Here is a 16,781-nt window from a genome sequence, read left to right as displayed (position 1 = left end):
GGCAGATCAGCAGTAGCCGTAACCCAGCAGACGCTGGTAGCGCTGCTCCAGCAGTTGCTCGCTGTCGAGGGGGCGCAGGGCATCCAGATCCTGCTTGATGCGCGCTTTCAGGTGCTTGGCCATCTTCTCCACGTCGCGGTGGGCACCGCCGAGGGGCTCCTCGACGATGTTGTCGATGAGCTTCAGCTCCTTCAGGCGCTGGGCGGTGATGCCCATGGCATCCGCCGCCACCGAGGCCTTCTCGGCGCTCTTCCACAGGATGGAGGCGCACCCTTCCGGGGAGATGACGGAGTAGGTGGAGTATTGCAGCATGTTGACCCGATCGCCCACGCCGATGGCGAGAGCGCCGCCGGAACCGCCTTCACCGATCACGGTGCAGACCACCGGCACGGTCAGGCCGGCCATGACTTTCAGGTTGCGGGCGATGGCTTCGGACTGGCCACGCTCCTCGGCACCCACGCCGGGGTAGGCACCCGGGGTGTCGATGAAGGTGATGATCGGCATCTTGAAGCGCTCGGCCATCTCCATCAGGCGCAGGGCCTTGCGGTACCCTTCCGGGCGCGGCATGCCGAAGTTGCGCTTGATCTTCTCCTTGGTCTCGCGCCCCTTCTGGTGACCGATGATCATCACGGGCTCGCCGTCGAGACGGGCGATGCCGCCGACAATGGCCTTGTCATCGGCATAGGCGCGATCCCCGGCCAGTTCGTCGAAATCGGTGAAGATCTGCTCGATGTAGTCGAGGGTGTAGGGGCGCTGGGGATGACGTGCCATCTGGGATACCTGCCAGGCACCCAGATCGCCGAAGATCTTCTTGGTCAGCTCTTCGTTTTTCTTCTCCAGCCGGCGAATGTCTTCGCTGAGATCCACGGCACTGTTGTGCTCGCTCACATGGCGCAGTTCATCGATCTGTGCCTGCAACTCGGCGATCGGCTGTTCAAAATCCAGAAAAAGACTCATAGGGACAATAGATCCTCTAATCAAAAACCAATTCAACCCGCTCTCGTCCAAGCAGGACTCGCAAGTCATCTATCAGTTGATCGGTGGGCGTCACCCGCCACTCGGTACCGAGCGTCAATCGCACCCGGGAACCGGGGCGACGATAGTTTACCTGAACCGGACAGACTCCGGCACGGGCGGGCTCCAAAATCTCGCACAAACGCGGGAAAAAGCGCTCGTCAATGCGTTGTTCATCGAGGGAGATGCGGATTGCCCTGGCAAAACGCTCCCTCGCATCGTTGATATCCAGCAACTCGCGGGCCGACATTTTAAGGCCACCGGAGAAGTCATCAAAGCTGACCTGTCCAGAAACCACTAAAATACGGTCTTTTTGCATCAATTCTTCGTATTTTTCCAGCGCTTCACTGAAAAGGGTCACATCCAGACGGCCGGATCTGTCGTCCAGGGTGAAGATCCCCATCTTGTTGCCGCGCTTGGTCACCATGCTGCGCGCCGCGATCACCAACCCCGCCGCCGTGGTCACCGTATCGCGGGAGGTGGGATGCAGATCGCACAGTCGGCCCGAGGTGTAGCGCCGCAGCTCGCTGCTGTACTGGTTGATGGGGTGACCGGTGAGGTAGAGCCCGAGGGTCTCGCGCTCCCCTTCCAGCCACACCTTGTCGGGCCAGTGCGGCACGTTGGCGAACGCCTTCTTGACGTCGTCGATCTCCTCCGTGAGCACACCGAACATGTCGACCTGCCCCACCGCCTGAGCCTTGGCGTGCTGCTCGGCGGCGCGCATCGCCTCCTCCAGGGTCGCCATCAGGGCGGCGCGGTGGGGGCCGAGCCTGTCCATGGCGCCGGAGAGGATGAGCTTCTCCATCACCCGCTTGTTGAGCTTCTTGATGTCGACCCGGTTGCAGAAATCGAACAGGTCGCGGAACGGACCGTCCCGATCCCGCGCCTCCAGAATCGCCTCGATGGGCCCTTCCCCTACCCCCTTCACCGCGCCGATGCCGTAGACGATGTGGCCTTCCTCGTTGACGCTGAAGCGGTAGCGGCCGGTGTTGACGTCCGGCGGGATCACGGTCAGCCCCATGCGCTGACACTCGTCCACCAGGGTCACTATCTTGTCGGTGTTGTCCATGTCCGCGGTCATCACCGCCGCCATGAACTCCGCCGGGAAATGGGTCTTGAGCCAGAGGGTCTGGTAAGAGACCAGCGCATAGGCAGCGGAGTGGGACTTGTTGAAGCCGTAGCCCGCAAACTTCTCCACCAGATCGAAGATCTTCATCGCCAGTTCGCCGTCGACGCCGTTCTTGACCGCCCCCTCCTCGAAGCCCGCCCGCTGCTTGGCCATCTCTTCGGGTTTTTTCTTGCCCATGGCCCGGCGCAGCATGTCCGCGCCACCCAGGGTATACCCCGCCAGGGTCTGGGCGATCTGCATCACCTGCTCCTGGTAGAGGATGATGCCGTAGGTGGGCTCGAGTATGGGCTTGAGGCTCTCGTGCTGCCACTTCTCGTCCGGGTAGGAGATGGCCTCCTTGCCGTGCTTGCGCTCGATGAAGTTGTCCACCATGCCCGACTGGAGCGGGCCCGGGCGGAACAGGGCCACCAGCGCGATCATGTCTTCGAAGCAGTCGGGCTGCAGCCGCTTGATGAGATCCTTCATGCCGCGGGATTCGAGCTGGAACACCGCCGTGGTCTCGAAACGCTGCAAGAGGGCGAACGACTTCTTGTCGTCGATGGGGATGGCGGCGATGTCCACCGGCGGCTTGCCCTCTTTGGCAAGACGGGGGTTTATCATGCCAAGGGCCCAATCGATGATGGTGAGGGTGCGCAGCCCCAGGAAGTCGAACTTCACCAGGCCCGCGTACTCCACGTCGTTCTTGTCGAACTGGGTGACCGGGTGATGCCCCTCGTCGTCGCAATAGAGCGGTGCGAAGTCGGTGATCTTGGTGGGCGCGATCACCACGCCACCGGCGTGCTTGCCGGCGTTGCGCACCACCCCTTCCAGGCGGCGGGCCATGTCGATGAGGTCCTTGACCTCCTCGTCCTGCTCGTAGAGCTCCGGCAACTTGGGCTCGGCTTCGAACGCCTTGGCGAGGGTCATGCCGGGGTCGGGCGGGATCAGCTTGGAGATGCGATCGACAAAGCCGTAGGCGTGGCCCAGCACCCGGCCGACGTCCCGCACCACCGCCTTGGCCGCCATGCTGCCGAAGGTGATGATCTGGGATACCGCCTCCCGGCCGTACATCTCGGAGACGTGATCGATCACCTCGTCGCGCCTGTCCATGCAGAAGTCGACGTCGAAGTCGGGCATGGAGACCCGCTCGGGGTTCAGGAAACGTTCGAACAGCAGGTCAAATTCCAGCGGATCCAGGTCGGTGATCTTGAGGGCGTAGGCCACCAGCGACCCCGCCCCCGAGCCCCGGCCCGGACCGACGGGGATGCCGTTGTCCTTGGACCACTGGATAAACTCCATCACGATGAGGAAGTAACCCGGGAAGCCCATCTGGTTGATCACTTTGAGCTCGATGTCGAGACGCTCGTCATACTCGGGACGACGCTCGGCCCGCACCGCCGGATCCGGGAACAGGAACTCCAGCCGCTCCTCCAGCCCTTCCTTCGACTTCATGACCAGGAAGTCCTCGGTGGTCATGTCGCCGGTGGGGAAGTTGGGCAGGAAATACTCGCCGAGGCGCACCGTCACGTTGCAGCGCTTGGCGATCTCCACCGTGTTTTCCAGGGCTTCCGGGATGTCGGCAAACAGCTCCGCCATCTCCTCCTGACTGCGCAGGTACTGCTGGGGGCTGTAGCGGCGCGGTCGGCGCTTGTCCATCAGGGTGTAGCCGTCGTGGATGGCGACCCGGATCTCGTGGGCATCGAAGTCATCGGCGGTGAGGAACACCACCTCGTTGGTGGCAACCACCGGCAGTTCGAACTCGGTGGCAATGGCCACCGCCATGTGGAGGTAGACCTCCTCGTCCGGGCGGCCGGTACGCAGCAGCTCCAGGTAGTAGGCATCCGGGAAGTGGGTCTGGTAGAAGGCGAGGCAATGCTCCACCATCTGGCGGTTGCCCTTGAGCAGGAACTTGCCCACATCCCCCTCGCGCCCGCCGGAGAGGACGATCACCCCCTTGGCATGTTCGCCAAGCCAGGCCTTGTCGATGACGGGGCGCCCCTGCACATGACCGCGCTGATAGCCGCGGGAGATGAGCAGGGTGATGTTCTGGTAGCCGTCGTTGTCCATGGCGAGCAGGGTGAGGCGAAACTGCTCGTCCCCAAGCTCGTCGCTCTGCACCCAGAAATCCGCCCCGACCAGGGGCTTGATCCCCTTGCCGTGGGCAGAGCCGTAGAAGCGCACCAGGCCGCACATGTTCATCTGGTCCGTCAGGGCCAGGGCCGGCATGTTGTTGGCGGCGGCAGCGGAGACGATGGGACCGATCTTCTGCAGGCCGTCGACCATGGAGAAGTCGGAGTGCACCCTCAGGTGGATGAAACGGGGATCAGCCATGGTCACGCCCTCTCATTGCGCAAGCAGAAATCGTTCAGACAGATCGGCATCGGTTATTCGATCCCCAGGGCGCGGCGCACCGGCTTGAAGCTCTGCCGGTATTCGGGCAGCGGGCCCCGTTCGGCCAGAATGGCGAGGTGCTCCGCCGTCGGGTAGCCCTTGTGGCGGGCGAAACCGTACTCGGGATGGCGGCTGTCCAGCTCGGTCATCTCGGCGTCCCGGGTCACCTTGGCGAGGATGGAGGCGGCGCTGATGGCGGCCACCAGGCTGTCCCCCTTGACCACGGCGCGGGCCTCCATCGGCAATCTGGGGCAGCGGTTGCCGTCGATGAAGACCAGCTCGGGCGTCACCTTGAGCCCCGCCACGGCGCGCTGCATCGCCAGCATGGTGGCGTGCAGGATGTTGAGCTCGTCGATTTCCGCCGGGCTGGCGCGGCCGATGGCATAGGCCAGCGCCTTCTCTTTGATCTCGCCAAACAGGGCGAGCCGCTTCTTCTCGGAGAGCTTCTTGGAGTCGGCGAGGCCAAGGATGGGATTGGCAGGATCCAGGATCACCGCGGCGGTGACCACGTCACCCACCAGGGGGCCGCGACCCACTTCGTCCACCCCGGCAATCAGCTTGTCTTCGGGAATATCGATCGTCATCTCATAGCCTTGAATCAAAACCGGCCCCGCAGGGCCAGTATCAGCACAACATCACGCCTGACACACAGGCAGAGCCCACTAGCGTTCCAGCAGCGCGGCAACCGCTTCCGCTGCCTGCACATCCGCATTGCAGCGGATCTTCTCGTGCAACCGGGTGAAGGTGGCGATGAGCTCGCTGTTGTCATGGTCCAGCAGCTTGCTCACCTCTTCCACCAGGTTGGCCGGGGTGCACTCGTGCTGGATGAGCTCGGGCACCAGCATCTTGTCCGCCAGCAGGTTCGGCAGGGAGACATAATCCGTCTTCACCAGCCACTGGGCCAGCAAGTAGCTGAAGGGTTTGAGTTTGTAACCCACCACCATGGGCTTTTTCACCAGCATGGCCTCGAGGGCCGCGGTGCCGGAGGCGAGCATCACCACATCGGCGGCAATCATGGCCTCGCGGCCCTGGCCGTCCAGCAGCACCATGTCGAGCTCCGGGGCCACCTCGGCCTTGATGGCGAGGAACTGCTCGCGCCGTTTCTGGTTGACCAGAGGCACGATGAAACCGAGATCCGGGTTGTGCACCGTCAGGTGCTTGCACGCCTCGAGGAAGACCGGCGCCATGAAGCCCACTTCCGCCGTGCGGCTCCCCGGCAGCACCGCCAGCCAGCGACGGGCGGGATCGATGCCGAGGGCCTCGCGCACCGCCCCTTGATCCGGCACCAGCGGAATGTCGTCCGCCATGGTGTGGCCGACGAAGCGACAGGGGGCATCGAAACGGTCGTAGAAGGCTTTCTCGAACGGCAGGAAGGCGAGCACCATGTCGGTGGCGGCCTTGATCTTGTGAATGCGGCCCTGACGCCAGGCCCAGACGGAGGGACTGACATAGTGGACCGTCTTGATACCGGCGCGGCGCAGTTTCAGCTCCACCCCGATATTGAAATCCGGTGCATCCACACCGACGAAGATGTCGGGGGGATTGGCGATGAAGTGGCGCAGCAGTTCGCGGCGCACCTGGAGGATGCGGGGCAGACGGCCCAGCACCTCGGTGATGCCCATGACGGAGAGCTCCTCCATCTCGAACAGCGCCTTCACGCCGAGAGCCTGCATCCGCGGCCCGGCGATCCCTTCGAACTGCGCATCCGGGTAGCGGGCTTGCAGTTCGCGCACCAGCCCTGCTGCCAGGATGTCGCCGGAGGTCTCTCCGGCGACGATGCCGATGCGAATGGGATCAGGCACGGATGATCCCGCGCTCGTTGTCCTTGAGGAAATCCACATAGAGCTGGATGGCCGGTTCGCTCTGGGCCATCTCGCTCAGCACGGGCAACACCTCTTCAATGGTCTTGCCGGAGCGGAAGATCTCCTTGTAGGCGCGCTTGACGGCAGAGATCGCCTCGGCGCTGAAGCCACGACGACGCAGGCCTTCGGAGTTGACCCCGAACGGCTTGGCGTAGTTGCCGGCGGCCATCACGTAGGGCGGCACGTCCTTGTTCAGGGCAGCGCAGCCGCCGACGAAGGCGTGGGAGCCGACGCGGCCGAACTGGTGAATGGCAGACAGACCGCCGAAGATCACGAAGTCACCGATGTGCACATGGCCCGCCAGGGTGGCGTTGTTGGCGAAGATGCAGTTGTCACCGATGATGCAGTCGTGGGCCACGTGAACGTTGACCATGAACAGGTTGCCGCTACCCACCTTGGTCAGGCTCTGGTCCTGGGTGGTGCCGCGGTGCACGGTGCAGTTCTCGCGAAACACGTTGTTGTCGCCGATCTCGAGGAAGGTGCGCTCGCCGGCGTACTTCTTGTCCTGGCAATCCTCACCGATGGAGGTGTGCTGGAAGATCTTGTTGCCGCGACCGATCTTGGTCGGGCCCTTGATCACCACGTGGGAGCTCACCCAGGTGTTGTCACCGATTTCCACCTCGGCGCCGATGACGGTGAAGGGGCCGATTTCAACCCCTTTGCCGATGACGGCAGACTCATGGACGATGGCGGTGTCGTGGATGATGGCAGTCTGATCGATCACGGTTATACCTCGCGCTTGGCGCACATCAGTTCGGCAGTACAGACCACTTCACCGTCGACGGTGGCGACACCGGTGAACTTGGCGATGCCGCGACGCTCCTTCAGGAACTCCACATCCAGCACCAGCTGATCGCCGGGACCCACCGGGCGCTTGAAGCGGGCATTGTCGATGGAGGCAAAGTAATAAAGCTCGTTGGGGGACGGCTTGCCCACCATGGTGAAGGCCAGGATACCGGTGGCCTGGGCCATGGCTTCCAGGATCAGCACGCCGGGGAAGACCGGCTTGGCCGGGAAGTGGCCCTGGAAGATCGGCTCGTTGAACGAAACGTTCTTGATGGCGCGCAGGGTCTTGCGCTCATCGCTGATCTCGTAGTTTTCCACCTTGTCCACCATCAGGAACGGATAACGGTGGGGCAGCAGATCCATGATTTCCTGGATGCCCAGGCTCTTCTTTTCAGTAGTCAAAACAGTACCCTATACCAATCGTGATTATTCTTGATCCAGCTTTTTCTCAAGCTTGCTCAACCGCTTGTGCATCTCTTCGATACGCATCACCCGGGCGGCGGTCTTGCGCCACTCTTTATTGGTTTGCAGGGGGATGCCGGAAGAGTAGATACCGGGCTCGGTGATGGGACGCATCACCATGGCCATGCCGGTGACGGTGGCCTGGTCGCAGATCTCCATGTGCCCGTTAAAGACGGAGGCACCACCAATGATACAGTATTTGCCGACCTTGAGACTACCGGCCATCACGGTGGAGCCCGCCACGGCAGTGCCGTAGCCGATCTCGACGTTGTGGGCGATCTGGCACTGGTTGTCGATGATGACGTTGTCAGCGATGCGGGTATCTTCCAGCGCACCGCGGTCGATGGTGGTGCAGGCACCGATCTCGACCCGGTTGCCGATGGTCACGCCACCAAGCTGGGGGATCTTGATCCACTCGCCGCGCTCGTTGGCATAACCGAAACCGTCTGCCCCGATCACGGTGCCGGCCTGTACCAGACAGTCCGTGCCCAGGGTCACGTTGTGATAGAGGGTGACGTTGGCCCACAACCGGGAGCGCGCTCCCAGTCGGGTATCCTTGCCAACGAAACAGCCCGGGCCGATGCGCACATCGTCACCCAGCACGACGCCGGATTCGATCACCGCATTGGCACCGATGGCCACTCTCTCGCCCAGTTGCACGTCAGCCGCGATGACGGCGCTCGGATGGATATCCATGGCCGGCTGCGGGGTGGTGTCCAGCAGTTGGGCAACCCGTGCAAAGCCCACGTAGGGGTCCTTGAGCACCAGGGCGTTGGTGGGGCAAAACGGCAGGTCTGCCTCGGTGATGAGCACGGCAGTGGCCTTGCTCTGCTCCAGAAAATGCCGGTACTTCTTGTTGGACAGGAAGGCTATCTCCCCCTCCCCGGCTTTTTCCAGTGTCGCGACCTTGCGAATTTCCCGGGTCCCATCCCCATGGACCTCGGCCCCCAGTTGCTGGGCCAGCTGTGCGAGAGTGAATGCCATCAATTAGTTGCTCTTGCTAACCTGAGAAATAACCTGGCCGGAGATGTCCAGCTTGCTGGCTGCATAAGGGGCGGCGTTGCGCTCCAGCACCAGATCGTAGCCATTGCTCTTGGCGATGGCGTCAATGGCAGCCTGCACCTTGGTCAGGATCTTGTTGCGCTCTTCGGACTGACGGCGACCGTTGTCCTGTTCAAACGCCTGACGCTTCTGGTTGAATTCCATCTGCAGCTTGGCCAGCTTCTCCTGGCTCTGCTTCTTCTGTTCGGCGCTCATGAAGGCTTCGTCCTTCTTGAACTTCTCGACCAGTGCCTGACCGTCGGACTCCAGCTTCTGCAGTTCACGCATACGCGGCTCGAACTCGCCCTTCAGCTTCTTGGCAACGGCTTCACGCTGGGGCAGCTTTTGGAAGACTTCGCCCATGTCGACCACGGCAATCTTGGTCTCAGCGAAGGCAGAACCCATGCCGGCAGCCATCAGTGCAAAGCTCAAACCAGCTACTTTCAACGCTTTATTCACACTTACTCCTTGGTCCCTCGGTCGAGGGCTACCTGATTTACCTGATTGTGCAAGCGATCCACGAGATCGTCTTGTTACCTGGTGAGGCACGCAAACGCGCGACCCATCATGCTTCCCCCGCCATGGCGGGGGGGCGTCCGCTCCCCTTAGAAGGTACGGCCGATGTTGAAGGAGAAGACTTCGGTGTCGTCCCCTTCGTATTTCTTGATTGGTCTTGCCAGCACGAACACCAGCGGGCCCATGGGAGAGAGCCACTGCAGCGACAGGCCGGTCGACATCCGGATGTTGCTCGGGTCGGAGTAGTCCATCAGATAGTTGCAACCACTGAAGCAACGGTTCTGATACTGGCTGTAGTCGAAGTGGGTATCCCACACGGAACCGGCGTCGATGAAGAAGCTGGTCCGCAACTGGGGCTGATAGGTCTCGGAGGCAAAGGGCGTCGGCACGATCATTTCCAGCGAGGCCACCGCCAGGGCGTTGCCCCCGACCGAGCTGTCAGTGCCCTGGATGACGTCGTTACCACTCAAGTTGTAGTAGTAGAGCGCCTTCGGACCGACTGTGTTGCTCTTGAAACCGCGCAGGGTATCGAAACCACCGGCGTAGTAGTTCTCGAAGAACGGCAGGACGTGCTCGTAATCGCCATTGGTGCCGTAGCCATCGCCGTAGGAGGCACGGGCCTTGGCCAGCATGACCCATTTGTGATCGGCATCAAACGGGAAGTAGTGGGCATCTTCTGCGTTGAGCTTGAAGTACTGCAGATCCATGCCGGGCACCGTCACCTTGGCGTTCACCCGCTGGCGGTCACCGGAGGTCGGGAACTGACCCTTGTTGAGGGTGGAGCGGGTCCAGCCGGCGGTGACGTCCACGGTGTTGAACACCATGCGATTGTCGCCATCCAGATTGCCGTTGTAGACCTTCCAGAACTCGTCCACCTGTACATAGGGGTTGGGCTGGGAGAGCTTGTTGTTCTCGTAGCCCAGGCTGAAGTCGAGACGGTTGTTCTCGTTGACCGGGAAGCCGCTGGAGAGACGGAAACCGACGGTGGTGTTCTCGTAGTCCACGATGTTGGCGTCGGCCGCACTGAACTTGTTGTAGTAGAGACGGCCGCCCAGGCTCACCCCGTCCACGGTGAAGTAGGGGTCGTTATAGCTCAGGTCGACGCTCTTGGAGTAGTCGTTGGTGCTGGCGTTGATGCCGATCTTCTTGCCGGTCCCCATGAAGTTGTCCTGCTGCAGACCTGCCTGCAGGCTCAGACCCGACTCGGTGCCGTAGCCGATACCGGCGTTGATGGACCCCGCCGGCTGCTCCTTGACCTTGAAGTCCAGATCGACCTGGTCATCGCTGCCCGGCACCCGCTTGGTGTCCACTTCCGCGGTCTCGAAGAAGCCGAGGCGGTTGAGACGGGTCTTGGACTGCTCGACGTTGTCGGAGGAGAGCCAGGTGCCCTCCATCTGGCGCATCTCGCGACGCAGCACTTCGTCCTTGGTGGTGACGTTGCCGCTGAAATTGATGTTGCGCACATAGACCCGGGGACCCGGCTCCACGTTGACGATGAGCTCCACTTCCTTGGTCTGGTCGTTGATCTGGGGGAAGGTGACCACTTTCGGATAGGCGTAGCCGTAACGGCCGAGGAACTTGGAGAGCACCTCTTCGGTATGGGTTACCTGACTGGCGGAGTAGACGCTGCCCGCCTCGATGGGAATGAGGCCCTTCATCTCGCCGCCGCGGTCGATGAGGTCGCCCTTGAGCTGGATGCCGGAAACCTTGTACTGCTCCCCTTCCTTGACGTTGAGGGTGACATAGACCCCCTTCTTGTCCGGGGTCATGGAGACCTGGGTGGACTCCTGGGTGAAGCGGATGTAGCCGCGGTCCATGTAGTAGGAGCGCAGCACTTCGATGTCACCGGCCAGCTTCTGCTTCTGGTAGCGCTGATCGCCGGTGAAGTTCCACCAGGGCACGTCGTCCTTGAGGGAGAGCTGGGCCAGCAGCTTCTCTTCCGGAAAGACGTTGTTGCCGACGATGTTGATCTGCTGGATCTTGGCCGCTTCCCCTTCCACGAAGGTGAACTTGAGGTCGACCCGGTTGCGCGGCAGCGGGGTGACGATGGCCTTGACCTTGGCGGAGTACTTGCCCACGCCGTAGTAGAAATCTTCCAGCCCTTTCTCGAGGGAACTCAGCACGGTGCGATCCAGCGGATCACCCACGCGGATCCCGGAGGATTCCAGGCTCTGGGTCAGTTGCTCTTCCTTGATATCCTTGTTGCCGGAGAACTCGATGCTGGAGATGGTCGGGCGCTCCTTGACCACCACTTGCAGCACCTGACCGTCGCGATAGACCTTGACGTCCTCGAAGTTGCCGGAGGCATAGAGCTTCTTGATGGCGTTCGCCAGGGACACGGAGTCGACGGAATCACCGACCCGCACCGGCAGATTCAACAGGGCGGCACCCAGGGTCACCCGCTGCAGGCCCTCGACCTGAATGTCTTGCACCACAAAAGAGGCCGGGGCAGCCTGAGCCAGGAAGCTGGCCCCCAGCAGGCAACTCAACACCAATGCTTTTTTAACAGCCATTTTGTTCTTATGTGTCCTTGTTGATGCTCTGGCCTCAGAGGCGAGCGAAATCATTAAACAGCGCAATGCCCATCAGTAACATCAGAATGGCGGCGCCTATCCTGAACCCAACTTCCTGAATTTTTTCCGATACCGGCTTGCCGGTGATCGCCTCGATGAGGAAATAGACCAGATGGCCACCATCGAGCACCGGCAGGGGGAACAGGTTGATGATCCCCAGGTTGACGCTGATGAGCGCCAGGAATCCGAGGAAATAGACCAACCCGTAATCGGCGCTGCTGCCGGCCCCCTTGGCGATGGAGATGGGGCCGCTCAGGTTGTCCAAAGAGACGATGCCACCGATCAGCTTGCCTATCATGTCGAAGGTCAGGGTGATCAGGCTCCAGGTCTTCTGGACCCCATGCCACAGGGCTTGCAAAGGCCCATACTGTAACAGAGTTCGATACTCATCCGGTAATGGAACCAGTTGCGGCGACAAGCCCACAAAACCGACCAGCTGGCCCTTCACTTTCTTCCCGTTCGGGGTCAGGGTCAGGGTCATCTCGCTGCCCCCGCGCTCCACCGTCACCTGCAACGGCTGCGCCGGTGACTGCTGGACACGCTCGACAAACTGGGCCCATTCGGTGATGGCCTCTCCATCGACTCCCTTGATGCGATCCCCTATCTGAAGGCCGGCCTTCTCGCTGGCGCTCGACGGCACCACGGCCTCCACCACGGGCAGCACCTTGCCACCGAGGGGCACTATCCCGAGGCTCCCGATGGGTGACTCTTTGTCCGGATCGAATTTCCAGCCTGCCAGCTGCAGGGTCTTGTCCACTGCATAGCTGGTGTTGGCCGCCTTGAGCTTGAGCTGGACCGAGTCATCGCCAAGGTGGCTGATGAGGGCGTAGGTGACGCTCTCCCAGTCACCGGTCTCCTCGCCGCCGACGCCGACGATCTCCATGCCTGGCAGGATGCCGGCCTCTGCCACGATGGAGGCGGGACGCACCTCGCCCACCACGGGTTTGACGCTCGGCACCCCTATCATGAACATCAGCCAGAAGGCGAACAGGGCGAACACGAAGTTCGCCATGGGGCCAGCCGCCACGATGGCCATCCGGGCCCAGACGCTCTTGTGGTTGAAGGCCTGCGCCTCCTCCCCCGGTTTGAGTTCATCGACCCGGCCATCCAGCATCTTGACGTAACCGCCAAGGGGGATCAGGGCCAGCACGTATTCGGTGCCATCCTTGCCAAGGCGACGCCAGATGGCCTTGCCAAAGCCGATGGAGAAGCGCTCCACCTTGACGCCGCAACGACGAGCCACCCAGAAGTGGCCAAATTCATGCACCGCCACCAGCAGCCCGAGGGCCACGATGAAGGCGCCGATATTCCACAGAAGCCCGCCCATCAGCCGCGTACCTCGCGGTCATGTCCAGTCCTGCGCTCGAGAGCATGGAGAGGGGCTGGCTGCCACCACAGTCCGTTCATACGGCAAGCTCCTTTATCAGTTGCTGGGCACGGGCTCGGGCCGTACCGTCCAGGGCGATGAGATCCGCCAGAGAGCCGGCAGCACTGCTGCCCAGCTCGGCCATGACGGATTCGTTGACTCTGGCAATATCCATAAATCCGATCCGCTCTGCAAGAAAAGCCGCGACGGCCTCCTCGTTGGCGGCATTGAGGGAGGTGGTCGCCCCCTGCCCCTGCTGGCACGCGCTCATGGCCAGCGCCAGACAGGGATAGCGCTCATAGTCGGGCCGGATAAAGCTGAACTCTCCGACACTGAAGAAATCCAAAGGTTCCACACCGGACTCGATCCGTTCCGGATAAGCCAGAGCGTGGGCAATGGGAGTGCACATGTCCGGGTTGCCGAGCTGGGCCAGCACGGAGCCATCCTTGTACTGCACCATGGAGTGAATGACAGACTGGGGGTGGATCACCACCTGGATCTGCTCGGGGGCCGCATTGAACAGCCAGCGCGCCTCGATGTACTCCAGCCCCTTGTTCATCATGGTTGCGGAGTCCACCGAGATCTTGGCCCCCATGGACCAATTGGGATGGGCAATGGCTTGCGCCGGGGTGACATGGTGCAGTTCACCCACATCGGCATAGCGGAAAGGTCCGCCGGAGCCGGTCAGCAGGATCTTGCTGATCCCCGCCCCGGCCAGATCGCAGAAACCGGGCTGGCGCTGCACGTCGACCGGCAGGCACTGGAAGATGGCGTTGTGTTCGCTGTCGATGGGCAGCAGCTCGGCGCCGTGCTCGCGCACCGCCTCCATGAAGAAGGCGCCGGACATCACCAGCGCTTCCTTGTTGGCCAGCAGAATGCGCTTGCCGGCGCGCACGGCAGCCATGGTGGGTGCCAGACCCGCCGCACCGACAATGGCCGCCATCACGCTGTGGGCATCGGGGTGAGCAGCCACGTCGCACAGGGCTGCCTGACCGGACAACACCCGGGTGGTGCTGCCGTGGGCCTTGAGCCGACCCGCCAGATCGCTGGCGGCACCTTCGTCCACCATGACGGCGAACCGGGGGGAGAATTCGAGACAGTCGCGCAGCATGGCGTCCACGCTGCGGGCAGCGGTCAGCGCCAGCACCTGCCAGCGCCCGGGGTTGTGGCGCAGTACCTTGAGGGTGCTCTGACCGATGGAGCCTGACGCTCCCAGGATCACCAGGTTTTGCATCAAGACTCCTGATTGGGTAACAGACTGATGGAGCGGGACGCTCCCGGGATCATCAGTGCGCGAAACATCAAAACTCCGGACCGAGCAACAGGTAGCTGAGCAGGAAGACGGGCAGCGCCGCCGTCAGGCTGTCGATGCGATCGAGAATGCCCCCATGGCCCGGCAACAGGGTGCCGGAATCCTTGATGCCGGCTTCCCGCTTGAACATGCTCTCGGCCAGATCGCCGAGCACGGAGGCCAGCACCGCCAGCAGGGAACAGAGCAGCACGGAGCCCATCTTGGCAGGCACGAAGCCCATGAACCAGGTCACGCCGATGGCCAGCAGGCTGGCGGTAAACAGCCCACCCAGCATGCCTTCGATGGTTTTACCCGGGCTCACGGCCGGTGCCAGCTTGTGTTTGCCGAACGCCTTGCCGAAAAAATACGCGCCAGAATCTGCCGCCCAGACCAGTCCCATCACGAACAGCAGGATCCAGGCCCCCATCATGGGGTCGTGGTAGAAGTTGTAACCGCGAATGGCCACCAGGGACCAGAAGAAGGGAACCAGGGTCACCAGACCGAACAGGGATTTGAGCCAGATGGATTCACGCCACAGCCTGGCGCTTTGCGGGTAGCGCAGCACCAGCAGCAGCCCCAGCAGCCACCAGCTGACAGCGGTCCAGAGCACGCCCATCACCAGCGGATGCAGTTGGGGGATCCAGAGTTGCTCCACGGGCACCCAGAACAGGCTGGCCCCCAGCAGCAGACAGAACACCAGCGGCAACCACTGTTGCGGCTGGGCAGTGACGAAGGCACTCCACTCACGGCTGGCCAGCAGAAAGACCAGGGCGGCGAGCAGGGCAAAGAATTTCAACGGCAGAAAAAACAGCGCCCCCAACACCAGGGGTACTAACAGTAATGCGGTAATAATTCGTTGTTTTAGCAAAAGAAACCTCTCTCTTGGGAGCGGGGTTTAGCCGGTCTGTTGCGCGGCGATCAATTCCCGGATCTGTTCACCCGTACACCCGAAGCGACGCTCGCGAGCAACGAAGGAGGCAACTGCCCCACTGAACTCGGCCTCGTCAAAATCGGGCCACAGGACCGGGGTAAAATAGAGTTCGGCATAGGCGAGCTGCCACAGGACAAAGTTGCTGATGCGATGATCCCCGCCGGTGCGGATCAACAGATCCACGGGGGGCAGATCAGCCATGCAGACATGACGACCCAATGCCGCCTCATCGACCGCCTCGGCATCCAGTTCACCCGCCGCCACGGCCCGTGCCAGGGTCCGGGCCGCCTGGGCGATGTCCCACTGACCGCCATAGTTGGCGGCGATATTGAGGGTCAATCCCTGATTGTTGGCGGTCAGGGCCTCGGCCTTGGCGATCTTGGCCTGCAGCCGCTCGCTGAAGCGGGCAGTGTCGCCAATCACTCGAAGGCGAATGCCGTTGCTGTGCAACTTGCTCACCTCGCGACCCAGCACCGTCATGAACAACTCCATCAGGGCGTTTACTTCCCCTTCCGGACGGCGCCAGTTCTCGCTGGAAAACGCAAACAGGGTCAGCGCCTCCATCTTGGCACGGGCGGCAAAGGCCACGGCCTCACGCACGGATTTCACGCCCGCCTTGTGCCCGGAAACCCGCATCTTGCCGCGGTTCTGGGCCCAGCGACCATTGCCATCCATGATGATGGCGACGTGACGGGGCAAGGACGAGCTGGCGCTATCGCCTAGCGCTGCCAAAAGCGACATTCATTTCTCCCACAAAGACAAAAGCGCCGTGCAGGGGCACTACACGGCGCTCGTAATATACCTGTCGGAGGCTTAGATTTCCATTAGCTCCTTTTCCTTCACAACCAGGGCGTCATCCACCAGCTTGATGAAGGTATCGGTCAGCTTCTGGATCTCTTCCTGGGCGCGACGGTCGTCGTCTTCGGAGATCTCTTTCTCTTTCAGCAGGGCTTTCAGATCGGCGTTGGCATCGCGACGGATGTTGCGAATGGCAACCCGGGCACCTTCGGCTTCGGCACGGACGATCTTGGTCAGATCACGGCGACGCTCTTCGGTCAGCGGCGGCAGCGGCACGCGCAGAGTCTGGCCGTTGCTGGACGGGTTCAGGCCCAGATCGGAGGTCAGGATGGCTTTTTCCACCGCCTGGATCATGGAGCGATCGAAGATGGAGATGGAGAGAGTACGGGCATCTTCTGCCACCACGTTGGCCAACTGCTTCAGAGGAGTGGCAGCACCGTAATACTCCACCTGGATGCCGTCGAGCAGGCTCGGGTGAGCACGGCCGGTACGGATCTTGGACATCTGGGTCTTCAGCGACTCTACGCTTTTGCCCATGCGGTCCTTGGCGTCGTTTTTAATCTCGTTGATCACAGTGGTTTTCCTTTTGGCGAACGAGCCGACAGGCGGCTCGTATCTATCTTGTTGACTGGCGTAATGGAC

The 16,781-nt window shown here is 61.8% G+C and carries 14 protein-coding genes; all 14 read right to left on the bottom strand.

All coding sequences use genetic code 11. The features are described from left to right. Positions 1-6: 6 nt before the first annotated feature. Entirely contained in the window at positions 7-957 is a 951-nt protein-coding gene (gene accA / locus I6L48_RS09315) for an acetyl-CoA carboxylase carboxyl transferase subunit alpha (protein ID WP_010673419.1), read from the bottom strand. 16 nt (positions 958-973) lie between these two features. Then, positions 974-4,453 carry a DNA polymerase III subunit alpha gene (dnaE, locus tag I6L48_RS09310; protein WP_216987993.1) on the bottom strand — a complete coding sequence of 1,160 codons (3,480 nt, stop codon included), beginning with the start codon at positions 4,451-4,453 and terminating at the stop codon, positions 974-976. A 53-nt stretch (positions 4,454-4,506) separates the two neighbouring features. Beyond that, complete coding sequence (rnhB, locus tag I6L48_RS09305) at positions 4,507-5,097, bottom strand: ribonuclease HII (RefSeq protein WP_039039433.1); 591 nt, start codon at positions 5,095-5,097, stop codon at positions 4,507-4,509. 78 nt (positions 5,098-5,175) lie between these two features. Continuing rightward, positions 5,176-6,315 carry a lipid-A-disaccharide synthase gene (gene lpxB, locus I6L48_RS09300; RefSeq protein WP_039039432.1) on the bottom strand — a complete coding sequence of 380 codons (1,140 nt, stop codon included), beginning with the start codon at positions 6,313-6,315 and terminating at the stop codon, positions 5,176-5,178. Next, the gene (gene lpxA, locus I6L48_RS09295) at positions 6,308-7,099 is read right to left on the bottom strand and encodes an acyl-ACP--UDP-N-acetylglucosamine O-acyltransferase (protein ID WP_010673415.1); all 792 of its coding nucleotides are present in this window, start codon (positions 7,097-7,099) and stop codon (positions 6,308-6,310) included. Before lpxA ends, lpxB begins: the two co-directional genes overlap by 8 nt. Before the next feature lie 2 nt (positions 7,100-7,101). Further along, positions 7,102-7,524, bottom strand: coding sequence for a 3-hydroxyacyl-ACP dehydratase FabZ (gene fabZ / locus I6L48_RS09290; protein ID WP_223302594.1), 423 nt, complete (start codon positions 7,522-7,524; stop codon positions 7,102-7,104). Positions 7,525-7,587: 63 nt separating this feature from the next. Beyond that, positions 7,588-8,607: a UDP-3-O-(3-hydroxymyristoyl)glucosamine N-acyltransferase gene (lpxD, locus tag I6L48_RS09285; RefSeq protein WP_039039449.1), complete on the bottom strand. Its 1,020-nt coding sequence runs from the start codon at positions 8,605-8,607 to the stop codon at positions 7,588-7,590. A gap of 3 nt (positions 8,608-8,610) precedes the next feature. Next, positions 8,611-9,123 (bottom strand): OmpH family outer membrane protein, encoded by a 513-nt coding sequence (locus tag I6L48_RS09280; RefSeq protein ID WP_029313943.1) that lies wholly within the window; start codon positions 9,121-9,123, stop codon positions 8,611-8,613. Between the two features lie 146 nt (positions 9,124-9,269). Continuing rightward, complete coding sequence (bamA, locus tag I6L48_RS09275) at positions 9,270-11,693, bottom strand: outer membrane protein assembly factor BamA (RefSeq protein WP_029313941.1); 2,424 nt, start codon at positions 11,691-11,693, stop codon at positions 9,270-9,272. Positions 11,694-11,727: 34 nt separating this feature from the next. Further along, positions 11,728-13,080 (bottom strand): sigma E protease regulator RseP, encoded by a 1,353-nt coding sequence (gene rseP, locus I6L48_RS09270; RefSeq protein ID WP_113069822.1) that lies wholly within the window; start codon positions 13,078-13,080, stop codon positions 11,728-11,730. A 76-nt stretch (positions 13,081-13,156) separates the two neighbouring features. Beyond that, positions 13,157-14,353 (bottom strand): 1-deoxy-D-xylulose-5-phosphate reductoisomerase, encoded by a 1,197-nt coding sequence (gene ispC / locus I6L48_RS09265; protein WP_041211293.1) that lies wholly within the window; start codon positions 14,351-14,353, stop codon positions 13,157-13,159. Positions 14,354-14,420: 67 nt separating this feature from the next. Continuing rightward, a complete protein-coding gene (locus tag I6L48_RS09260; protein ID WP_113069821.1) occupies positions 14,421-15,278 on the bottom strand; it encodes a phosphatidate cytidylyltransferase in 858 nt (285 codons plus the stop codon). Between the two features lie 27 nt (positions 15,279-15,305). Beyond that, positions 15,306-16,082, bottom strand: a complete 777-nt coding sequence (uppS, locus tag I6L48_RS09255; RefSeq protein WP_039039427.1) for a polyprenyl diphosphate synthase — start codon at positions 16,080-16,082, stop codon at positions 15,306-15,308. Between the two features lie 72 nt (positions 16,083-16,154). Further along, the gene (frr, locus tag I6L48_RS09250; protein WP_010673406.1) at positions 16,155-16,712 is read right to left on the bottom strand and encodes a ribosome recycling factor; all 558 of its coding nucleotides are present in this window, start codon (positions 16,710-16,712) and stop codon (positions 16,155-16,157) included. Positions 16,713-16,781: the final 69 nt, after the last annotated feature.

The sequence above is a fragment of the Aeromonas sp. FDAARGOS 1418 genome (genome assembly GCF_019048585.1).
Classification (GTDB): domain Bacteria; phylum Pseudomonadota; class Gammaproteobacteria; order Enterobacterales; family Aeromonadaceae; genus Aeromonas; species Aeromonas caviae.
The sequence above is the reverse complement of the archived record's forward strand: the minus strand, read 5'-3'. Positions and strand labels throughout refer to the sequence as shown.